The sequence below is a fragment of the Lentzea sp. NPDC059081 genome (assembly GCF_042738015.1).
Taxonomy (GTDB): domain Bacteria; phylum Actinomycetota; class Actinomycetes; order Mycobacteriales; family Pseudonocardiaceae; genus Lentzea.
The window spans coordinates 36670-53019 of the sequence record NZ_JBHYGW010000017.1; the positions used below are offsets into that span (position 1 = coordinate 36670).

Consider the following 16350-nt stretch of genomic DNA (forward strand, 5'->3'; position numbering starts at 1 on the left):
GACCCCGTGCCCTGGCCACAGGGAGACGAACAACGACTTGGTAGTTTGTGAAAGGTGAACGGGCCAGTGAAGCGGGCATTTCGGTACCGCTTCTATCCGACGGAAGCGCAGGCGGCGGAGCTGTCGCGCACGTTCGGATGTGTCCGCAAGGTCTACAACTTGGCGTTGCAGGCTCGTATCGACGCGTGGGCGCAGCGTCGGGAACAGATCGGCTATGCCACCACGTCGGCGCTGTTGACTTCCTGGAAACGCACGGAGGAGCTGGCGTTCCTGAAAGAGGTGTCGGCGGTGCCGTTGCAACAGGCGTTGCGGCACCTGCAGTCGGCCTTCTCCCTGTTCTTCGCCAAAAGCGCCCGGCATCCGCGGTTCAAGTCGCGCAAGAAGTCTCGCGCCAGTGCTGAGTACACGCGCTCGGCGTTCCGCTGGCGCAACGGCGTGCTGACGCTGGCCAAGATGACCGAACCGCTGCACATCCGCTGGTCCCGGCCATTGCCCGAGGGCGCGGTGCCCTCGACGGTGACCGTCTCGCTGGACGCGGCCGGTCGGTGGTTCGTGTCGATGCTGTGCGAAGACCCCGGGCTGAAGCCGCTGCCCGCTGTGGATACAGCGGTAGGGATCGATGTGGGCCTTGGCCACCTGCTGGTGCTGTCGAGTGGGGAGAAGATCGGTAATCCCAGGCACGAGCGTCGGGGCCGGGCCATGCTTGCCAGGGCCCAGCGTGCGTTGGGCCGCAAGCAGAAGGACAGCAGCAACTGGGCCAAGGCCCGCGTTGAGGTCGCCCGCATCCACGCCCTGATCGCCGATCGGCGATCGGACTTCCTGCACAAGGTGAGCACTCGGCTCGTGCGTGAAAACCAAACGCTCGTGATCGAGGACCTCGCCGTGTCCAACATGGTTCGCAACCACCACTTGGCGCGAGCCATCGGTGACGCGGGCTGGCGGCAGTTCCGACAACTGCTGGAGTACAAGGCAAGCTGGTACGGGCGGCAGCTGGTCGTGGTCGATCGCTGGTTCCCGTCGTCCAAACTGTGCTCGGTCTGTGGTGCACTCGCGGGGGCGATGCCCCTGCACATTCGCACGTGGACCTGTGGCTGCGGCACGACCCATGACCGGGACGTGAACGCGGCGCGCAACATTCTGGCCGCCGGGCTGGCGGTGTCGGTCTGTGGAGCCGATGTAGGACCTCAACGGAACACTCCGGGCGGGCGATCGGTGACGAAGCAGAAACCCTGCGGCGCGAGCCGTGGGAATCTCCTCGTGTGCGAGCGAGAGGAAGTCAACCCTTGACTCCCGTGAACGTGATTCCCTTGACGAACGACTTCTGGGCGAAGACGAAGAGGACGACGGCCGGGATCATCGTCAGGAACGTCACCGCCATCGACGAGTTCCACTGCACGATGTGCATGCCCTTGAACGTCGCCAGCGCCAGCGACAACGTCCACTGGTCCTTCACCTCGCCCGTGTAGAGCAACGGGCCGAAGTAGTCGTTCCAGGTGAAGAGGAAGCAGAACAGCGCGGTGGCCGCGATGCCCGGCTTCGCCATCGGCACGATGATCCGCACCAGCGCCTGGAACTCCGAACAGCCGTCTACCCGAGCGGCATCCACATAGGACTGCGGAATCGTGAGCATGAACTGGCGCAGCAGGAAGATGCTGAACGCGTCGAACAGGAAGTACGGGGCGATCAACGGCACCAGCGTGCCCGTCAGGCCCAGCGACGACCAGGTGTCGTACAGCGGCACGGCCACGACCTGCGGCGGCAGCATCATCGCGCCGATGACGAGGACGAACGCGACGTTCCGGCCGCGCCACTTCAGCTTGGCCAGGGCGTAGGCCGCCGGGATCGACGAGATCAGCATGCCGAACGTCGCGAGCAGCGAGTACGTGAGGCTGTTGACCAGGTACTGGAACAGCGGCGCCTTGTCGAAGACCTCGACGAAGTTCTCCCAGTGCCACTCGCGCGGCCACAGGTCCGAGGTGAACGCCTGGTTGTCCGACATCACCGCGGTGAGGAAGACGAACACGACGGGCGTGGCGAACATCAGGCCGAGCGCGAGGCCGATCGCGTGCGTCGCGACCCAGTTCAGGAAGCCGCCGGTCGAGCGCCTGCGGCGTGGCTGTTCCGGCTCCGAAGGGACGTCGACCGGTGGTTTGGTCAGCGTGGCGGTCATGCTCCCGGACCCCCTTCCTCGGCGGTGGAGTTCTTGCGCATCCGCTGGACCAGCAGGATGGTCACGGCGAACGAGATGACGAACAGGACCGTGGCCATCGCGGCCGCGTAGCCCATGTCGAAGTAGCGGAAGCCCTGCGTGTACAGGTAGACCGGGAACGTCAGCGTCGAGTTGTCCGGGAACCCGAGGTACTTGGTCGATCCCGTCGCGTCCGCCGCTCCCGAGCCGGCCGACCCCGCGACGACCGCCTGCGTGAAGAGCTGCAACGCGAGGATCACCGAGTTCACGACGCCGAAGAGCAGCACCGGGGAGATCGTCGGCAGCGTGACGTGCCACCAGCGCCGGATCGGGCCGGCACCGTCGAGCTCCGCCGCCTCGTACTGCTCCTGGGGAACGTCGAGGATCGCGGCCAGGATGATGATCATCAGGTCGCCCGAGATCCACAGCATGATCGCCGTGATGCCGGGCTTGGCCCACGCCGGGTCGGAGAACCACAGCGGCGAGTCGACCCCGAACCAGCCGAGGAAGCTGTCGACCGGGCCACCGTTGGGGCGCAGCACCATGAAGAACACGAGCGTCGCGGCGACCGGCGGTGCCAGCGACGGCAGGTAGCAGAGCGTGCGGATCAACCCGACGCCCGACTTCAGGCGAGCGATGACCGATGCCACGCCCAGCGCGAACACCATCCGCGCGATCGTGAGCACCACGACGAACCACAGCGTGTTCGTGATCGCCTTGACGAGCAGCGGATCCTTGAACATGAACGTGTAGTTGTCGAGCCCGTTGAACTCCGGCGGGTTGATCAGGTCGTACTTCGTGAAGCTGAAGACGACCGTGGCGACCAGCGGGTAGCCGAAGAACAGGACGAAGCCGACGAGGGCCGGGGCCATGAACGCGAGCACCGTGAGGCGGTGCCGGGCACGGGCCCGCCCCCGGCCGGGGGCGGGCTTCGCGCTGAGCGTGGCGGTCATCGCTGGCGTTCCCTACTTGCCGCTCTTGGCGATCTGGTCGTCGATGTTCTTGTCGACTTCCTTGAGACCGGCGGCGAGGTCCGGCACCTTGCCGGACTGGTAGGAGACCGAGAAGTCGGTCACGGCCTTGATGTGCGCGTCACCGATCGGGGTGACCGGGTTGCCCTTGAGCTTGTCGCTCTTGGCCAGGTCGATGAACGTCTTGAACTGCTCGTCCACCTCGAGCTTGGAGCTCTCCATGGCGGCCTTGGTGCTCGGGACGTTCTTGATGGCGTTCGAGAGGTCGACGATCGTGTCGGTGTCGAACGACAGGTGCTTGATCAGCTCCCACGCGGCGCCGGGGTTCTTGGCGCCCTTGGGAATGCCCATGATCGTGCCGGTGGTGAACGCCGTGCCGTAGTCGGCGGGCTTCCAGGTCGGGAACGGGGCGGTGCCGAACTTGATCTGCGGTGCCTGCGCCTTGAGGAAGGCGGTCCGGTACTCGCCGTCGATCATGATCGCGATCTTGCCCTGGTGGAACGCGTGGTCGGCCGAGTACTCCTGGCCGAGACCGGCGCGGAAGCGCTCCAGCTGGTCGTAGCCGTAGAAGTCGACGAGCTTCTTCTGGAACGTCATCATCTCGGTGAATCCGGGCGAGCTCGCGAGCGAGGACTTGCCGTCCTTCTCCCACTCCGCGCCGAACGACGGCGCGAGGATGGTCGGGCGGTTGGCGTAGAAGCCCATGGTGGGCAGGTAACCCGCGACCTCGATGTCGCCGTTGGGCGCCTTCTTCGTCGCCTTCACGGCCGCGTCGTACAGCTCGTCGAGCGTCTTCGGCGGCGTGGTGATGCCGGCGCCCGCGAGCAGGTCCTTGTTGTAGTACATGGCGTAGACGTCGGTGAGCATGGGCATCGCGCAGCGGTTGCCCTTGTACTCGGTGTAGTCGCGGACCGCCGGGCTGATCTGGTCCATGTCGACCTTGTCGCGGTCGATGTAGGACTTCAGCGGCTGGAACGCGCCGGAGGAGCAGAACTGGCCGATGTTGTCGGTGGTGAACGACAGCGCGACGTCCGGCGTGTTGCCCGACCGGATGCCCGCGGTGATCTTGTCGTCGTCCTGCGAGCCCTCGTGCTTGATCTCGATGTTCGGGAACTTCTTGTTGAACGTCTTGAGGGCCTTGGTGACCTCTTCGTACTCGCGGTCGGAGTAGTTGCTCCAGACCGTGAGCGTCAGCTTGTCGTCCTTGCCAGGAGCAGCCGCGGCCTCGGAACTGGCGCCGCCACCCTTGCCCGCCGCACATGCGGTGAGGGTCAGCGCTGCGGCGACACAGAGCAAGGCAGCACGGGTGTGCTTGCGCATGTGCACTCCTTCTCGATCAACGTGGGGACCCGGCGACCACTGGGCCGCGGAATGGAGCCGTGGTGGCTGCCGGGAGGCCGAACACCTGCTCGCGCGCGACGGCCAGTGCCGAGTGCAGCGCACCGCTGCGCACCGGCTTGCCCGTCACCAACGCCAGCTGGACAGGTGTCCGCGGCACCACCAGTTGCCGCAGTTCCGCGGCAACGAGATCGTTGAGCGTGGTTCCGCCTGCCTGGGCGATGTCGCCGGACAGGAGGACGAGCTCCGGGTCGAGCACCGCGACGACGCTCGCCACACCCGTGGCGATGCGCCGGGCGAGGTCGCCCAGGAACTCCCGGCCCGCCGGTCCCGCGGCCAACGCCTTGCGCACGGCACCGTGGCCGTTGCGCGCGGCGAGCCCGTGGGCCCTCGCGAGCTTGCAGATCGACGTGCTGCTGAGGAGTTCTCCGTACGTGCCGCCGGAGCGGTCCGTGTCGGTGTCGGCAGCCGCCCGGTCGGGGATCATCAGCCCGTCGATCTCGCCGGCGCCACCGGAGGCGCCGCGCAGCAGCACCCCGTTGACGACGACGGCGGCGCCGACGAGGTCGGCCGGCCAGATGACGACGAAGTCGTTCACCTCGGTGGCCCGCCCGGCCACCATCTCCTCCAGCGCGACGAGGTTGACGTCGTTCTCGACGCTCACCGACGTCGCGAGCTCCTGCCGCAGCCGGCCGGGCACGTCGAAGCCGTTCCAACCGGGAAGGTGCGGTGCGTAGGCGAGCTCGCCGTTCGCGGGGTTCACCGCTCCCGGGCAGCCCACCACGACGTGCAGCAGGTCCTCGGCGTTCAGGCCCGCCTGCCCGCACGCCTTGCCGACCGCGCTGACGAACGCCTCGAGCACGCCGTGCTTCGCGGGCATCGGCGCCTTGTGCTCGGTGAGCACGGCACCGGTGATGTCCGCGATCGCGATGTCGACCGTCTCGGGGGTCAGGTCGACGGCGGCGATGTGCGCGAGCGTCCCGTTGACCGACCACAGCTGCGCCCTCGGCCCGCGCCCGCCGCCCCGCAGCCCGTTGCGGACGACGGTGTCGGCGGTCTCCAGCCGGGTGAGCAGCTGTGCGGTCGCCGGCTTGGAGAGACCGATCAGGCCCTCCAACTCCGACCTGGTCAGCGACCCGTTGCGCAGCAGAGCCTCGATGGCTGCGCGGTCGTTGATCTCCCGCAGCAGTCGTGGGCTTCCGGCACGCACTGGTCCGCTCCTGTCTGTTAACTTTCCAGACGATTTCCGCAGACGGTAGTGACCCGGCTCACCGCGGTCAATCCCCGATATGGGTCCGTTACCTGACTTAGGCTCACCTAAGGCACTCTGGAACCATGACGGACGTGCGCCAGGAGTCGCTCGCATCACTGCTCGGAGGCCGGGGCGGCGCCCTCGACGCCTCCCTGCCGCCGCTGGCGTTCGTGGCGGGCTGGCTGCTGTTCGGGCATTCGATCGGCGCCGGCGCCGTTTGTGCCGTTCTGTGCGGCGTGGTCATCGGGGTCGTGCGGTTCGTCCGCGGCGAGAAGCCCCGCGCCGTCGTGTTCTCCGTACTGGCCGTGGTGGCGGCCGCGCTGGTGGCGCTCTACACCGGCCGCGTCGAGGACTTCTTCCTGATCCAGCTGCTGTCCAACATGGCCTCGGCACTGGCGTGGGCGGGCTCGATCGCCGTGCGGTGGCCGTTGCTCGGCGTCGTCGTGGGGACGTTGCTGGGGCAGAAGACGCGGTGGCGGCGGGATCCGCAGCTTCTGCGCGCATACTCGATCGCGTCGTGGCCTTGGGTTGGGCAGTACGCGTTGCGGGTCGCTGTCTTCACGCCGTTGTGGCTGGACGCGCAGGTGTACTGGCTGGCGACGTTGCGGCTCGCGTTGTCGTGGCCGTTGCAGATCGTGTGCATCCTGGTTTCGGGGTGGATGTTGCGGCGGGCTCTGCCTGCGGAGCACCCCGGGTTCCGGCACCCGCAGGTGCCGGAGACCACGTCTTAGCGCTGGAGCGGTTCGGTGCCGGGCTCGCGCCCGTCAGGACTCCCTGCAGAACTCGCCGATCGGCAGTCCCACGTGCCGTTGCTCGGTCGCGATGTGACCGAGCAGCTCGTCACCGCGCCGCAGCTCGGTCACGTTGAGGACCTTGCCGCCCGGACCGAGGACGCGGACGTGCCAGTCGTCCTGCACCATCAGGTCGACCACGACGCCCTCCGGTGAGCGCGCGGTGATCGTGAGCATCGGGCGGGACTCGAGCTTGGCCCTGCCGACGGTGATCTCGCGGGTGCGGCCCTCGGCGTCGACGGCGAGGACCTTGCTGCCCGAGCGCAGTTCGGACAGGTAGTTGGTGCGGTTCGCGGGGCCCAGCACGTAGGAGTGCAGCGCGCCCGCGTTGACCCGGAACGGTCGCGTCGGCATGTACGGCAGCGGGTGGGTCTCGCTGCAGCACAACACGAAACCCGACGAGAACGAGCCGACGAGGATGCCCTCGTCCTCCCGGAAGTGCGAGGCGGTGTCGACGCAGACGCGGTCGCCGAGGCCGTTGTGCGTGATGGCCTCGACGGTGAGGGTCGTCAGCGTCAACGGAGGGGACGTCGCTTCGAGCAGGCGGGCCAGCTTGAACACGTCGGTCGCGTCGCGCGGCGCCATCAGCACGCCGTCCGAGCCGTGTTCGAGCACCTCCAGCACGATCGCGGCCTCGACCAGGTCGCCCACGACCGTGATGAGCTTGCCGGGGGAACCCGAGGCAGCCGCGATGACGATCTCCAGCGGGATCTTCGTCGGGTCGGTGAACGCGACCACGGTGTGGTCGAGCCGTTGGGCGGAGGTGCAGGCGAGTTTCAACGTGCGGTCGTCGCTGACCTCGACGAAGGCGGAGCTGACCGGTAACCGGTCGAGCTGGTCCTCGTCCTGCACGACGAGGGTGAGCAGGTGCGGGGTGTCCACGAACGAGTCCGCGAGCAGGACGCGGGTGATCGTCGGCGGCAGGCCCTCCAGCGGTGCCGGGTCGTCCGAGACGATCCCGGCGATCTTGGCGTGCACCGCGGCCTCGACGACGGCGGCGCGCTGGTCCTCTGGCACGGTGCGGAGGTCGATCCAAGCGAACTTCACCGGTTCTCCAAGCGGTAGCGGGTCAGGAGCGGGACGCCGACTCGGTCAGGACGTGCAGCAGGTCCTGCTCGGCGGGGGCGTGCACGATCGACGCGAGCTCGGCCACCAGCGGCATGGGCGCGGGCGAGGTGAAGACCCGCCGTCCCACCGCGAGGCCCGCGCAGCCGGCCGCCATCGCCGTGCGGGCGTGGCCCGCGAGGCTGTCCGACGACGCCGGACCGCCCGCGACCAGCACGGGGATCGGGGACTGGGCGATCACGTCCGCCATCGCCGCGGCGGGACTGGCCAGGTTCGTCTTCACGATGTCCGCGCCCAGGTCCGCCGCGATGTTCACGACGTGGGCGAGCAGTGCGGGGTCGCGCGTGTCGTCGATCCGGGGGCCGCGCGGGTAGATCATCGCGACGAGCGGCACGTTCCACGCGTCGCACGCCGCCGAGACCGTGCCCAGGTCGGCGAGCTGGCGGGCCTCGGTGTCGGAGCCGATGTTGACGTGCACGCTCACGGCGTCGGCACCCAGCCGCAGCGCCTCGTCGACCTCGCCGACGAGCACCTTCGCGTTGGTGTCGGCCATGTGCGCCGTTCCCGCGCTGAGGTGGACGATCAACGCGCACCCGCCCAGCACCGCCGGGTCGATCGCGCGTATCCGTCCCTTGTGGACTATCAGGGCGTCGGCACCGCCCACGACGACGGCCCCGACCAGGTCGTTCCACCGGTCGCGCGGTACCACAGGACCGTCCGACACGCTGTGGTCCAACGGCACGAAGAGGTACCTCTCGTCCTGCGGACGGGAAAGGCGTCGCAGCCGCAACGCTTTCCTCATATCGCTCCCACCTCCCTGTCGTTTGGTGTCAACTGCAGGGTGGGGCAGGTCGCGGCCGTGGCGGCAGGTACGAGCTTTCGATAACTCGTGAGTTATCCACTCGATGGAGCAGCATCAAGTACAACCGCGACGGAGAGTGATGCGGCGACACCCGCGCGGACGGCGCCCGAGGCTCCGGGACTGCCCTAGGCTTCCTCGGTGCGAATAGACCTGAGACATCTCCAGGTTGTGCTGACGGTGGCGCGCGCGGGCAGCATCAGCAGGGCGGCCTCCCGGCTGAAAATCGCACAGGCGGGGCTGACCGCCCAGATCCGCCGGATCGAGTCGGGCTTCGGCGGCCCGTTGTTCGTGCGCCGCTCCGACGGCGTCGAGCTGACCGAGCTGGGCCGCCACGTCGTGCTGCGGGCCCAGGACATCGTCGAACGGTTCGACGACCTGCTCGTCACCGCGCACAAGCTGACCGAGCGCGGCGACGCCTCCGGGATCAGGCTCGGCGGGGTGCCGGGGTCACCGACCACGTTGCTGGTCGGTGTGGTGCGCAGGATGCTGCCCGCCGTGCCGCAGACGACGCACGTGGAACGCAGCGGTGCCGCCGTGCTGGAGCTGGTGCGGGCGGGAGAGCTCGACTTCGCGCTCGTGGTGGAGTTCCCGCGCACCCCGTTGCGGTTCCCGGCGGAGGTCGGGGTGCGCGGGGTCGTCACCGAACGCATGGTCGTCGGGGTCGCGGCGGGCCACCGGCTGTCCGGCCGCAGCGAGGTCCTGCTGTCCGAGCTGGCCGGCGAGGAGTGGGTGGTGCCGGACGAGCACCACGGCGGGCGGCTCAACCTCGACCTGGCGTGCGAGTCGGTCGGGTTCACGCCGCGCTGCGCCTACTTCGGCGTCGACCCCCTGACGGCGGCCGACCTGGTGCGCTCGACCGGTGCCGTCGCGGGCTTCTTCCCCGCCGGGCACGAGCTGCCGGGCGTGCTGCTCAAACCGATCATCGGCAACCCCGTCCACCGCCGGATCGTGCTGGTGTGGAACAACGACGGCGACGCCGCCCGGTACGTGGACGACGTGCACGCGGGGCTGCTCCGCGCGTACCACGGCCAGACGCCGCCGCGGGTGCACCCCGAGCTGGCGGCGAGCTGACCCTCAGGCCGGGCGCGGGGCCGTCGGACCCAGCACGTCCACGGCCGCGAGCCACGCCGCTCCCGCCGCGCCCTCCGTCGCCATGATCACGCGGGCGTTGCAGCGGGTCACCAGCTCCTGCTTGAGGTGCGTGCCGACCGGCGTCTTGATCAGGCTCCCGACCAGCACGATCGGCGAGGTGTCGGACGGCTCGCGCACGGCGGTGGCGGTGTCGGCGAGCAGCCGGGCGGCGGAGGCCACGATCGTCAACGCCTCGGGGTCGCCGTGGTGGTAGGCCGAGCTGACCAGCGGTGCGAACTGCGCCAGCGCGATCGGCGGCCGCGCGTTGACCGTGGTGATCAGCTGGCTGCGGGTGCGGGCACCGGCGGTGGTCAGGACCGCGGTGGCCAGGCCTTCCAGCGGCGCGCCGAGGTCCAGGAGCTTCAACGTCGCCCGCACGGCCTCGCGGCCCAGCCAGAACGCCGAGCCCTCGTCGCCGATCAGCCAGCCGTAGCCGCCGGACTGACCGACCATGCGGTGGTTCTCGATGCGGCCCGCGATGGAACCGGTGCCCGCCACCAGGACCGTGCCGTCGGGGGACGAGGTGCCGGTGGCGAACGCCGCCTCGCAGTCGGTGACCACGCGCATCGGGCAGTGCAGGCCCGCGCGTTCCCACGCTGCTTGGAAGAGGTCCAAGACGGCGGGGTCGGCCATCCGGGAGGCGCCGGCCATGCCCAGGACCCCGCTGCGGACCTTGCGGGAGTCCAGACCGTCCAACGCCTCGGTCAGGGCCTCGGTGATGTGGGCCGCCGCCACGGCCGGCGGGTGCGAGTTGGGGTTCGCACCGCCCGCCAGGCCCTGGCCCAGCCGGGCGCCGTCGAGATCCAGCACCAGCGCCCTGGTGGACGTGCCGCCCGCGTCGAGTCCCACGACCAGATCCATAGAGACCGAGTATGCCGAGAGAGGCTCGCGCGAGGGCACGCCCAACCGGGTGTCACGAGGTCAGGGCGCGGTTACCGGTTGCGTTGTGGTGGAACAACACCAGCGACCCGGGAGCAACTGGATCACCCGGACGGACCACTGTGGACAGTGCGGGGACGATCAAGCTGTAGTCGAACGTCGCCGGAGGGGCCACGTCGACGAGGTCGTCGGGGTCGGCGGGAGCGGGGTAGCGGCTGTGCACCCCGACGGTGTAGGCGACGGGGCCGGACGGCAGCGCGGACCGCGACACCGGCAGGACGACGACGTCGCTGTCGAACAGGTTCGTGTCGGTCGACCCGTCGGCACCGTTCAACGGCTGCTCGTCCACCACCTCGTCGGAACCCGCGACCTTCGTGCGCGCGAGCCACACGTCGGCGGTCACGTCACCGTCGGCGTTGGTCCGCTTCACCGCCGTCGTGACGAAGTCCTTGCCACCCACCGAGAACCGCACCTGCGGCTGGGTGTTGCTGCCGATGTTCGCCCAGGTGTCCCACGTCGCGACGCCGAACGCCAGCAGGTCGGGCGTCGCCGTCGCGCCCACGTACCGCAGGTCGGCGCCCCTGGCCGTGCGGTTCACGGCGCAGTCGTCCTGCAGCGAAGGACCGCAGTCCGGCAGCCGGTCCGAGCGCGCGCCGAGCTGCAGCACGGTCATCCGCGACCGGTAGTCCTGCTGGTCGAGGCCCTGTCCGACGACGCGACCGTCCGCCACCGACAGCCGGGACACCGGCTTCGGCGCCGCGTAGGCCGGCACCCGGAGCGTCCGGTCACCCGTGAACGTCACCAGTCCCGAGGCCTCCGCGAGGAACTGGCGTCCGTCGGCCGGTGACACCGTGGGGTCGGGCGTCTTGCGCAACGCGGCCGGGCGGGGGATCCGCAGCCGCACGGTCACCGACGTCGTGCCACCGGCCGGCACCACCACCTCGGGCTTCGCGACCTGGAACGACACCCCGGGCACCGTCGTGATCGGCTCGTAGCGGGCGTGCAGGTAGACCGTCCCGGTGCCCTTGTTGACCAGCTGGATCGTCCGGTCGGTCACCACGGGACCGCCGACCTCGACCGTGCCGAACGACGCGTCGCCCAGCGCCAGCACGTCCGTCGACAGGGCCGCGAGCCCGTCCACCCGTCCGGCGCCGACCCGCATCGGCGCCTCGCGCACGCCGTCGGCGTTGCGCACGACCCCAGCGGCCGTGTTCATCAACGCGGCCTTGACCTCCGCGACCGTCCACTCGGGATGGACCTCGCGCAGCAGCGCGGCGATGCCCGCGACGTGCGGCGACGCCATCGACGTCCCGCCCATCGACACGCCGTCGGACGCGGTCCCGGACTCCGCGGAGAAGATCGTGTCACCCGGCGCCGAGACGGCGATCGACGAACGCGAACGCGACGACGACGGCGTGATCGTGTCCTCGATCGCCGGCTCCACCGACGGCACCGACTTCTTCAACGCCGAGGTCAGGTGCACCGTCAGCGTTCCCGCCTCCATCGCGGGTCGCAACGCCCTGGTGGCAGCCGCGGTCAGCTGGAACGCGGGGATGTGGGCGTTGCCGGCGATCCCGGCGGCGAACGCGGGCAGCGTCGTCGGCAGCAGCACCCCGGCCGCTCCGGCCTTCCACGCGTTGTCCGTGCGGGCACCGGAACCGCAGGCGCGGGTCGCGTCGCTGTCGTCCCACTCCAGCCAGACGATCTTGCCGGTCAGCTGCTCGCCGATCGGCCCGCAACCGTCCACATCGGACGTGAGTCGCACGACGGGTGCCGTGAGGTCCACCGGCTGCTCGTAGTTCTGGCTGTACTGCCCCGCCCACCGCTGACCGGACGCCTCCAGTCCGTCCAGCATCGAGAACGCGTCCCGGCTGTTCGCCACCGAGATCGCCTCTGGCGTGTTGCCCGGCGACCCGGACACGTCGTAGAAGTCGCCACCGTTGCCCGCCGCCGCGACCACGACCACGCCGTGCTCCACGAGCTTGCGCACGAACAACGAGTCGGGGTCGTCCGCCGCGCCGAAGTCGCTGCCCAGCGACAGGTTCACGACGTCGAGCCGGTCGGAGAAGTCGCCGTCGCCGTTGGGGTCGAGCGCCCAGTCGAGGGCCTGTGCGGTCAGGTTCGTACCGCCCTCGCAGCCGAAGACCTTCAACGCGTAGAGCGACGCGCGCGGCGCCGTTCCCGGTCCGATCTTCAGCGAGCCGAGGTCGACCGACGAGTACGAGCCGCGGAAGGTCGTCCCGTCCGCGTTGACGCCGAACCCGGCCGCCGTGCCGGCGACGTGCGTGCCGTGGCCCTGGCAGTCCAGCGGGTCGGCGTCCGGCTTCGGGACCGCGCCCGCCGCGCCCGTGTAGGCGTCGCCCGCGAAGTCGTAGCCGCCGACGACCTTGGCGGTCGGGAACGTGCCGCCGCCGAAGTCCGCGTGCCGGTAGTCGATGCCGGTGTCGATCACGCCGATCCGCACGCCGTCACCGAACCGGCCCAGCGACCGCCACACCTCGGACGTGCGGGTGAGCCGGACGGCGGAGGCGTTGGTGAGCTTCTTGGGGGTCATCCGATGTACCGCCCGGACCTCCGGCATCCGCGCCAGGTCGGCCACGCGGGACCGCGACGCCGCCAGCACGACGCCGGGAACGGCGTTGGCGGTCCTGGCGACCTCACGGCCACCAGACCGGGACACGACCCACTCCACCTGCTCCGATGTCCTGTCGCGCGCCGATCGTGCCTGCGCGGCGGTGCGGGCCTCCACCGCCGGTGCCGTGGTCAGCTCCACGAACACCGTCACGGGCTCGACCGGGGACGACGGCGTCAGCAGTGCGCCTGCCACGAGTGACGTGGCCACCAATTTCATGATCAACCCCTGATAGTCATCCGACGACTTCTCTTCAAGGCCTAGACGGATGTACCTCGGCAGGGCTATACATCCGATGTATTTCGTGCGGTGTGAGCAGAGGAGGAACGGCCGTGCAGTTCTTGCGCCTGGGGCCGGTGGACCATGAGCGTCCTGCGGTGAGGACCGACGACGGGACCACGTACGACCTCCTGCCGATCACCCCCGACATCGACGGGGCGTTCCTCGAGAACGACGGCGTCAACCGCGTGCGGGCGGCGCTCGAAGGCGGCGAGCTGGGGGCGTTGAGCACGGAGGACGTCCGGGTCGGGCCGCCGCTCGCGCACCCCGGCAAGATCATCTGCATCGGCCTCAACTACCGCGACCACGCGGAGGAGACCGGCGCCGACATCCCCGGCGAGCCGGTGGTGTTCCTCAAGACGCCCGACACGATCGTCGGCCCGTACGACCAGGTGCTCGTCCCGCGGCGGTCGGTGAAGACCGACTGGGAGGTCGAGCTCGGCGTCGTCATCGGGCGCACGGCCCGCTACCTCGAGACCGACGAGGAGGCTCTGGAGTGCATCGGCGCGTACGTGCTCTCGCACGACGTCTCCGAGCGCGAGTTCCAGATCGAGCGGGGCGGAACCTGGGACAAGGGCAAGAACTGCGAGACGTTCAACCCGCTCGGTCCCTTCCTCGTGCCCGCCGACGAGATCGCCGACCCGCAGAACCTCGACATGCGGCTCTGGGTGAACGGCGAGATCAGGCAGAACTCGTCCACCAAGAACATGATCTTCCCGATCGCCGAGGTCGTCCGCTACCTCAGCCAGTTCCTTGTCCTTCGTCCGGGTGACGTCATCAACACGGGTACACCCGCCGGAGTGGCGCTCGGCCAGCCGGAGCCCAAGCCGTACCTGCGCGCGGGCGACGTGGTCGAGCTGGAGATCGAGGGTCTCGGCCGGCAGCGGCAGATCCTGGGGCAGGCGTGATGCCGAAGATCACCGCACTGGACGTCCTGGACATCAGGTTCCCCACGTCCCAGGAGCTCGACGGGTCCGACGCGATGAACCCCGACCCGGACTACAGCGCCGCGTACGTCGTGCTGCGGACCGACGACGGACCGGAGGGCCACGGACTCGCGTTCACGATCGGCCGCGGCAACGACGTGCAGGCCGCCGCGATCAAGGCGCTGGCCCCGCACGTCGTCGGCAAGGACGTGCCGGAGGACGCGAAGGCGCTGGCTGAGCTGTACTTCGAGCTCATCGGCGACTCGCAGATCCGCTGGCTCGGCCCCGAGAAGGGCGTCGCGCACATGGCGATCGGCGCCGTCGTCAACGCCGCGTGGGACCTCGCCGCCCGCCGCGCCGGGCTGCCGGTCTGGCGGTTCCTCGCCAGGATGTCGCCCGAGGAGATCGTCAGCCTCGTCGACTTCCGGTACCTCAGCGACGCGCTGACGCCCGACGGGGCTTTGCAGCTCCTGCGCGAGGTCGAGCACGGCAAAGCCGACCGCGCGGAGATCGTCGCCCGCGACGGCTACCCGGCCTACACGACGTCACCGGGCTGGCTCGGCTACTCCGACGAGAAGCTCGCCGGCCTCGCGCGCCAGGCGCTGGCCGACGGCTTCGACATGATCAAGCTCAAGGTCGGCGGCAGCCTCGACGACGACGTGCGGCGGATGAAGCTCGCCCGCGAGGTCGTCGGCGACGAGGTGCGGGTCGCGGTGGACGCGAACCAGCGCTGGGACGTCGGCACGGCCGTGCGCTGGATGCGCGAGCTGGCGCCGTACGACCCGTACTGGATCGAGGAGCCGACCTCGCCGGACGACGTGCTGGCACACCGCGCGATCGCCGACGCGCTGGCCCCGATCAAGGTCGCGACCGGCGAGCACGTGCAGAACCGCGTGGTGTTCAAGCAGCTCCTGCAGGCCGGCGCGATCGACGTGCTGCAGCTCGACGCGTGCCGGGTCGCGGGCGTGAACGAGAACATCGCGATCCTGTTGCTGGCCAAGAAGTTCGGCGTGCCGGTGTGCCCGCACGCCGGTGGTGTCGGGTTGTGCGAGCTGGTCCGGCACCTGTCGTTCTTCGACTACGTGGCGGTGTCCGGCGAGGTCGGCGACCGCGTGATCGAGTGGGTCGACCACCTGCACGAGCACTTCCTCGACCCGGCCGTCGTCGAACGCGGCCGCTACCTGGCACCGGCCGAACCGGGGTTCTCCGCGCAGCTCAAGGACGAGACGCTGGCGGAGTACGTCTACCCCGACGGTCCTGTGTGGACGGAGCTGGAGCGTGGGGATGACTGACTTCGAGGGGCTCGTCGCCGTCGTCACGGGCGGTGCGTCCGGCATCGGGCTGGCCGCCGCGACCCTGCTGAGCAGCAGGGGAGCGACGGTCGCCGTGCTCGACCTCAACCCCGACGTGCCGGACCCGCTCGTCGGCATCCGCACGGACGTGTCGGACGGCACGAGCGTCCAGGGCGCGATCGACGAGGTCGTCGGGCGGTTCGGCCGGCTCGACGTCGTGGTCAACAACGCGGGCATCGGCGCCCAGGGCGACGTCACGGCCAACTCCGACGAGGAGTGGCTGAAGGTCCTGAACGTCAACGTCCTCGGCATGGTCCGCGTCGCGCGGGCCGCGGTGCCACACCTGCGGAACTCGCCCGCCGCGGCGATCGTCAACACCTGCTCCATCGCTGCCTGGGCCGGGCTCCCGCAGCGCGCTCTCTACTCGGCCAGCAAGGGCGCGGTGCACGCGCTGACGCTCGCGATGGCCGCCGACCACGTGCGCGAAGGCATTCGCGTCAACGCGGTCGCCCCCGGCACGGCGGACACCCCGTGGGTGGGCCGCCTGCTCGACTCGGCGCCGGACCCGGTGGCCGAGCGAGCCGCGCTGGAGGCACGCCAGCCGCACGGCCGGCTCGTCTCCGCCGACGAGGTCGCGGGAGCCATCGCCTACCTGGCGAGCCCGCTGTCGGGTTCCACCGCCGGCACGGTTCTGGCCGTCGACGGTGGCATGTACGGCCTTCGCTTGCGTCCCCAGCAGTGATG

Annotated in this window: 14 protein-coding genes; 6 read left to right on the forward strand and 8 right to left on the reverse strand. The window is 69.7% G+C overall.

Going from position 1 to position 16350, the window contains the following annotated elements:
- Window positions 1-54: 54 nt before the first annotated feature.
- Window positions 55-1287, forward strand: coding sequence for an RNA-guided endonuclease InsQ/TnpB family protein (locus ACFWV3_RS30435; protein WP_382416163.1), 1233 nt, complete (start codon window positions 55-57; stop codon window positions 1285-1287).
- Here the strand turns inward: ACFWV3_RS30435 and ACFWV3_RS30440 are convergent.
- Genes ACFWV3_RS30440 through ACFWV3_RS30455 form a run of 4 tightly spaced genes read right to left on the reverse strand, consistent with a single transcriptional unit; the run spans window position 1277 to window position 5707 of the window.
- On the reverse strand, window positions 1277-2170 hold the full coding sequence (locus ACFWV3_RS30440) for a carbohydrate ABC transporter permease (protein WP_382416165.1): 894 nt from the start codon (window positions 2168-2170) through the stop codon (window positions 1277-1279). The genes ACFWV3_RS30435 and ACFWV3_RS30440 overlap by 11 nt on opposite strands.
- Window positions 2167-3141 carry a carbohydrate ABC transporter permease gene (locus tag ACFWV3_RS30445; protein ID WP_382416167.1) on the reverse strand — a complete coding sequence of 325 codons (975 nt, stop codon included), beginning with the start codon at window positions 3139-3141 and terminating at the stop codon, window positions 2167-2169. Before ACFWV3_RS30445 ends, ACFWV3_RS30440 begins: the two co-directional genes overlap by 4 nt.
- A 12-nt stretch (window positions 3142-3153) precedes the next feature.
- Window positions 3154-4479, reverse strand: a complete 1326-nt coding sequence (locus ACFWV3_RS30450) for an ABC transporter substrate-binding protein (protein WP_382416168.1) — start codon at window positions 4477-4479, stop codon at window positions 3154-3156.
- 16 nt (window positions 4480-4495) lie between these two features.
- A complete protein-coding gene (locus ACFWV3_RS30455; RefSeq protein ID WP_382416170.1) occupies window positions 4496-5707 on the reverse strand; it encodes an ROK family protein in 1212 nt (403 codons plus the stop codon).
- Window positions 5708-5832: 125 nt separating this feature from the next.
- Here ACFWV3_RS30455 and ACFWV3_RS30460 point away from each other — a divergent pair, with 125 nt between their 5' ends.
- Window positions 5833-6480 (forward strand): DUF3159 domain-containing protein, encoded by a 648-nt coding sequence (locus ACFWV3_RS30460; protein WP_382416171.1) that lies wholly within the window; start codon window positions 5833-5835, stop codon window positions 6478-6480.
- A 33-nt stretch (window positions 6481-6513) separates the two neighbouring features.
- On the opposite strand, the gene ACFWV3_RS30465 is transcribed toward ACFWV3_RS30460, so the two are convergent.
- Window positions 6514-7587, reverse strand: a complete 1074-nt coding sequence (locus ACFWV3_RS30465) for a 3-dehydroquinate synthase II family protein (protein WP_382416173.1) — start codon at window positions 7585-7587, stop codon at window positions 6514-6516.
- A gap of 22 nt (window positions 7588-7609) precedes the next feature.
- Complete coding sequence (locus ACFWV3_RS30470) at window positions 7610-8407, reverse strand: 2-amino-3,7-dideoxy-D-threo-hept-6-ulosonate synthase (protein WP_382416175.1); 798 nt, start codon at window positions 8405-8407, stop codon at window positions 7610-7612.
- Between the two features lie 198 nt (window positions 8408-8605).
- Between ACFWV3_RS30470 and ACFWV3_RS30475 the strand changes: the two genes are divergently transcribed.
- The gene (locus ACFWV3_RS30475) at window positions 8606-9538 is read left to right on the forward strand and encodes a LysR family transcriptional regulator (protein WP_382416177.1); all 933 of its coding nucleotides are present in this window, start codon (window positions 8606-8608) and stop codon (window positions 9536-9538) included.
- 3 nt (window positions 9539-9541) lie between these two features.
- Here the strand turns inward: ACFWV3_RS30475 and ACFWV3_RS30480 are convergent, their stop codons facing one another.
- Together ACFWV3_RS30480 and ACFWV3_RS30485 are read right to left on the reverse strand one after the other, a co-directional pair.
- The gene (locus ACFWV3_RS30480) at window positions 9542-10459 is read right to left on the reverse strand and encodes an N-acetylglucosamine kinase (protein WP_382416179.1); all 918 of its coding nucleotides are present in this window, start codon (window positions 10457-10459) and stop codon (window positions 9542-9544) included.
- A 52-nt stretch (window positions 10460-10511) separates the two neighbouring features.
- Window positions 10512-13328: a S8 family serine peptidase gene (locus tag ACFWV3_RS30485; protein ID WP_382416181.1), complete on the reverse strand. Its 2817-nt coding sequence runs from the start codon at window positions 13326-13328 to the stop codon at window positions 10512-10514.
- Window positions 13329-13441: 113 nt separating this feature from the next.
- On the opposite strand from ACFWV3_RS30485, the gene ACFWV3_RS30490 reads away from it, so the two are divergent.
- Genes ACFWV3_RS30490 through ACFWV3_RS30500 form a run of 3 tightly spaced genes read left to right on the forward strand, consistent with a single transcriptional unit; the run spans window position 13442 to window position 16348 of the window.
- Window positions 13442-14296, forward strand: coding sequence for a fumarylacetoacetate hydrolase family protein (locus ACFWV3_RS30490; RefSeq protein WP_382416183.1), 855 nt, complete (start codon window positions 13442-13444; stop codon window positions 14294-14296).
- Window positions 14296-15606 (forward strand): enolase C-terminal domain-like protein, encoded by a 1311-nt coding sequence (locus ACFWV3_RS30495; protein WP_382416185.1) that lies wholly within the window; start codon window positions 14296-14298, stop codon window positions 15604-15606. Before ACFWV3_RS30490 ends, ACFWV3_RS30495 begins: the two co-directional genes overlap by 1 nt.
- Window positions 15599-16348, forward strand: coding sequence for an SDR family NAD(P)-dependent oxidoreductase (locus ACFWV3_RS30500; RefSeq protein WP_382416188.1), 750 nt, complete (start codon window positions 15599-15601; stop codon window positions 16346-16348). Before ACFWV3_RS30495 ends, ACFWV3_RS30500 begins: the two co-directional genes overlap by 8 nt.
- Window positions 16349-16350: the final 2 nt, after the last annotated feature.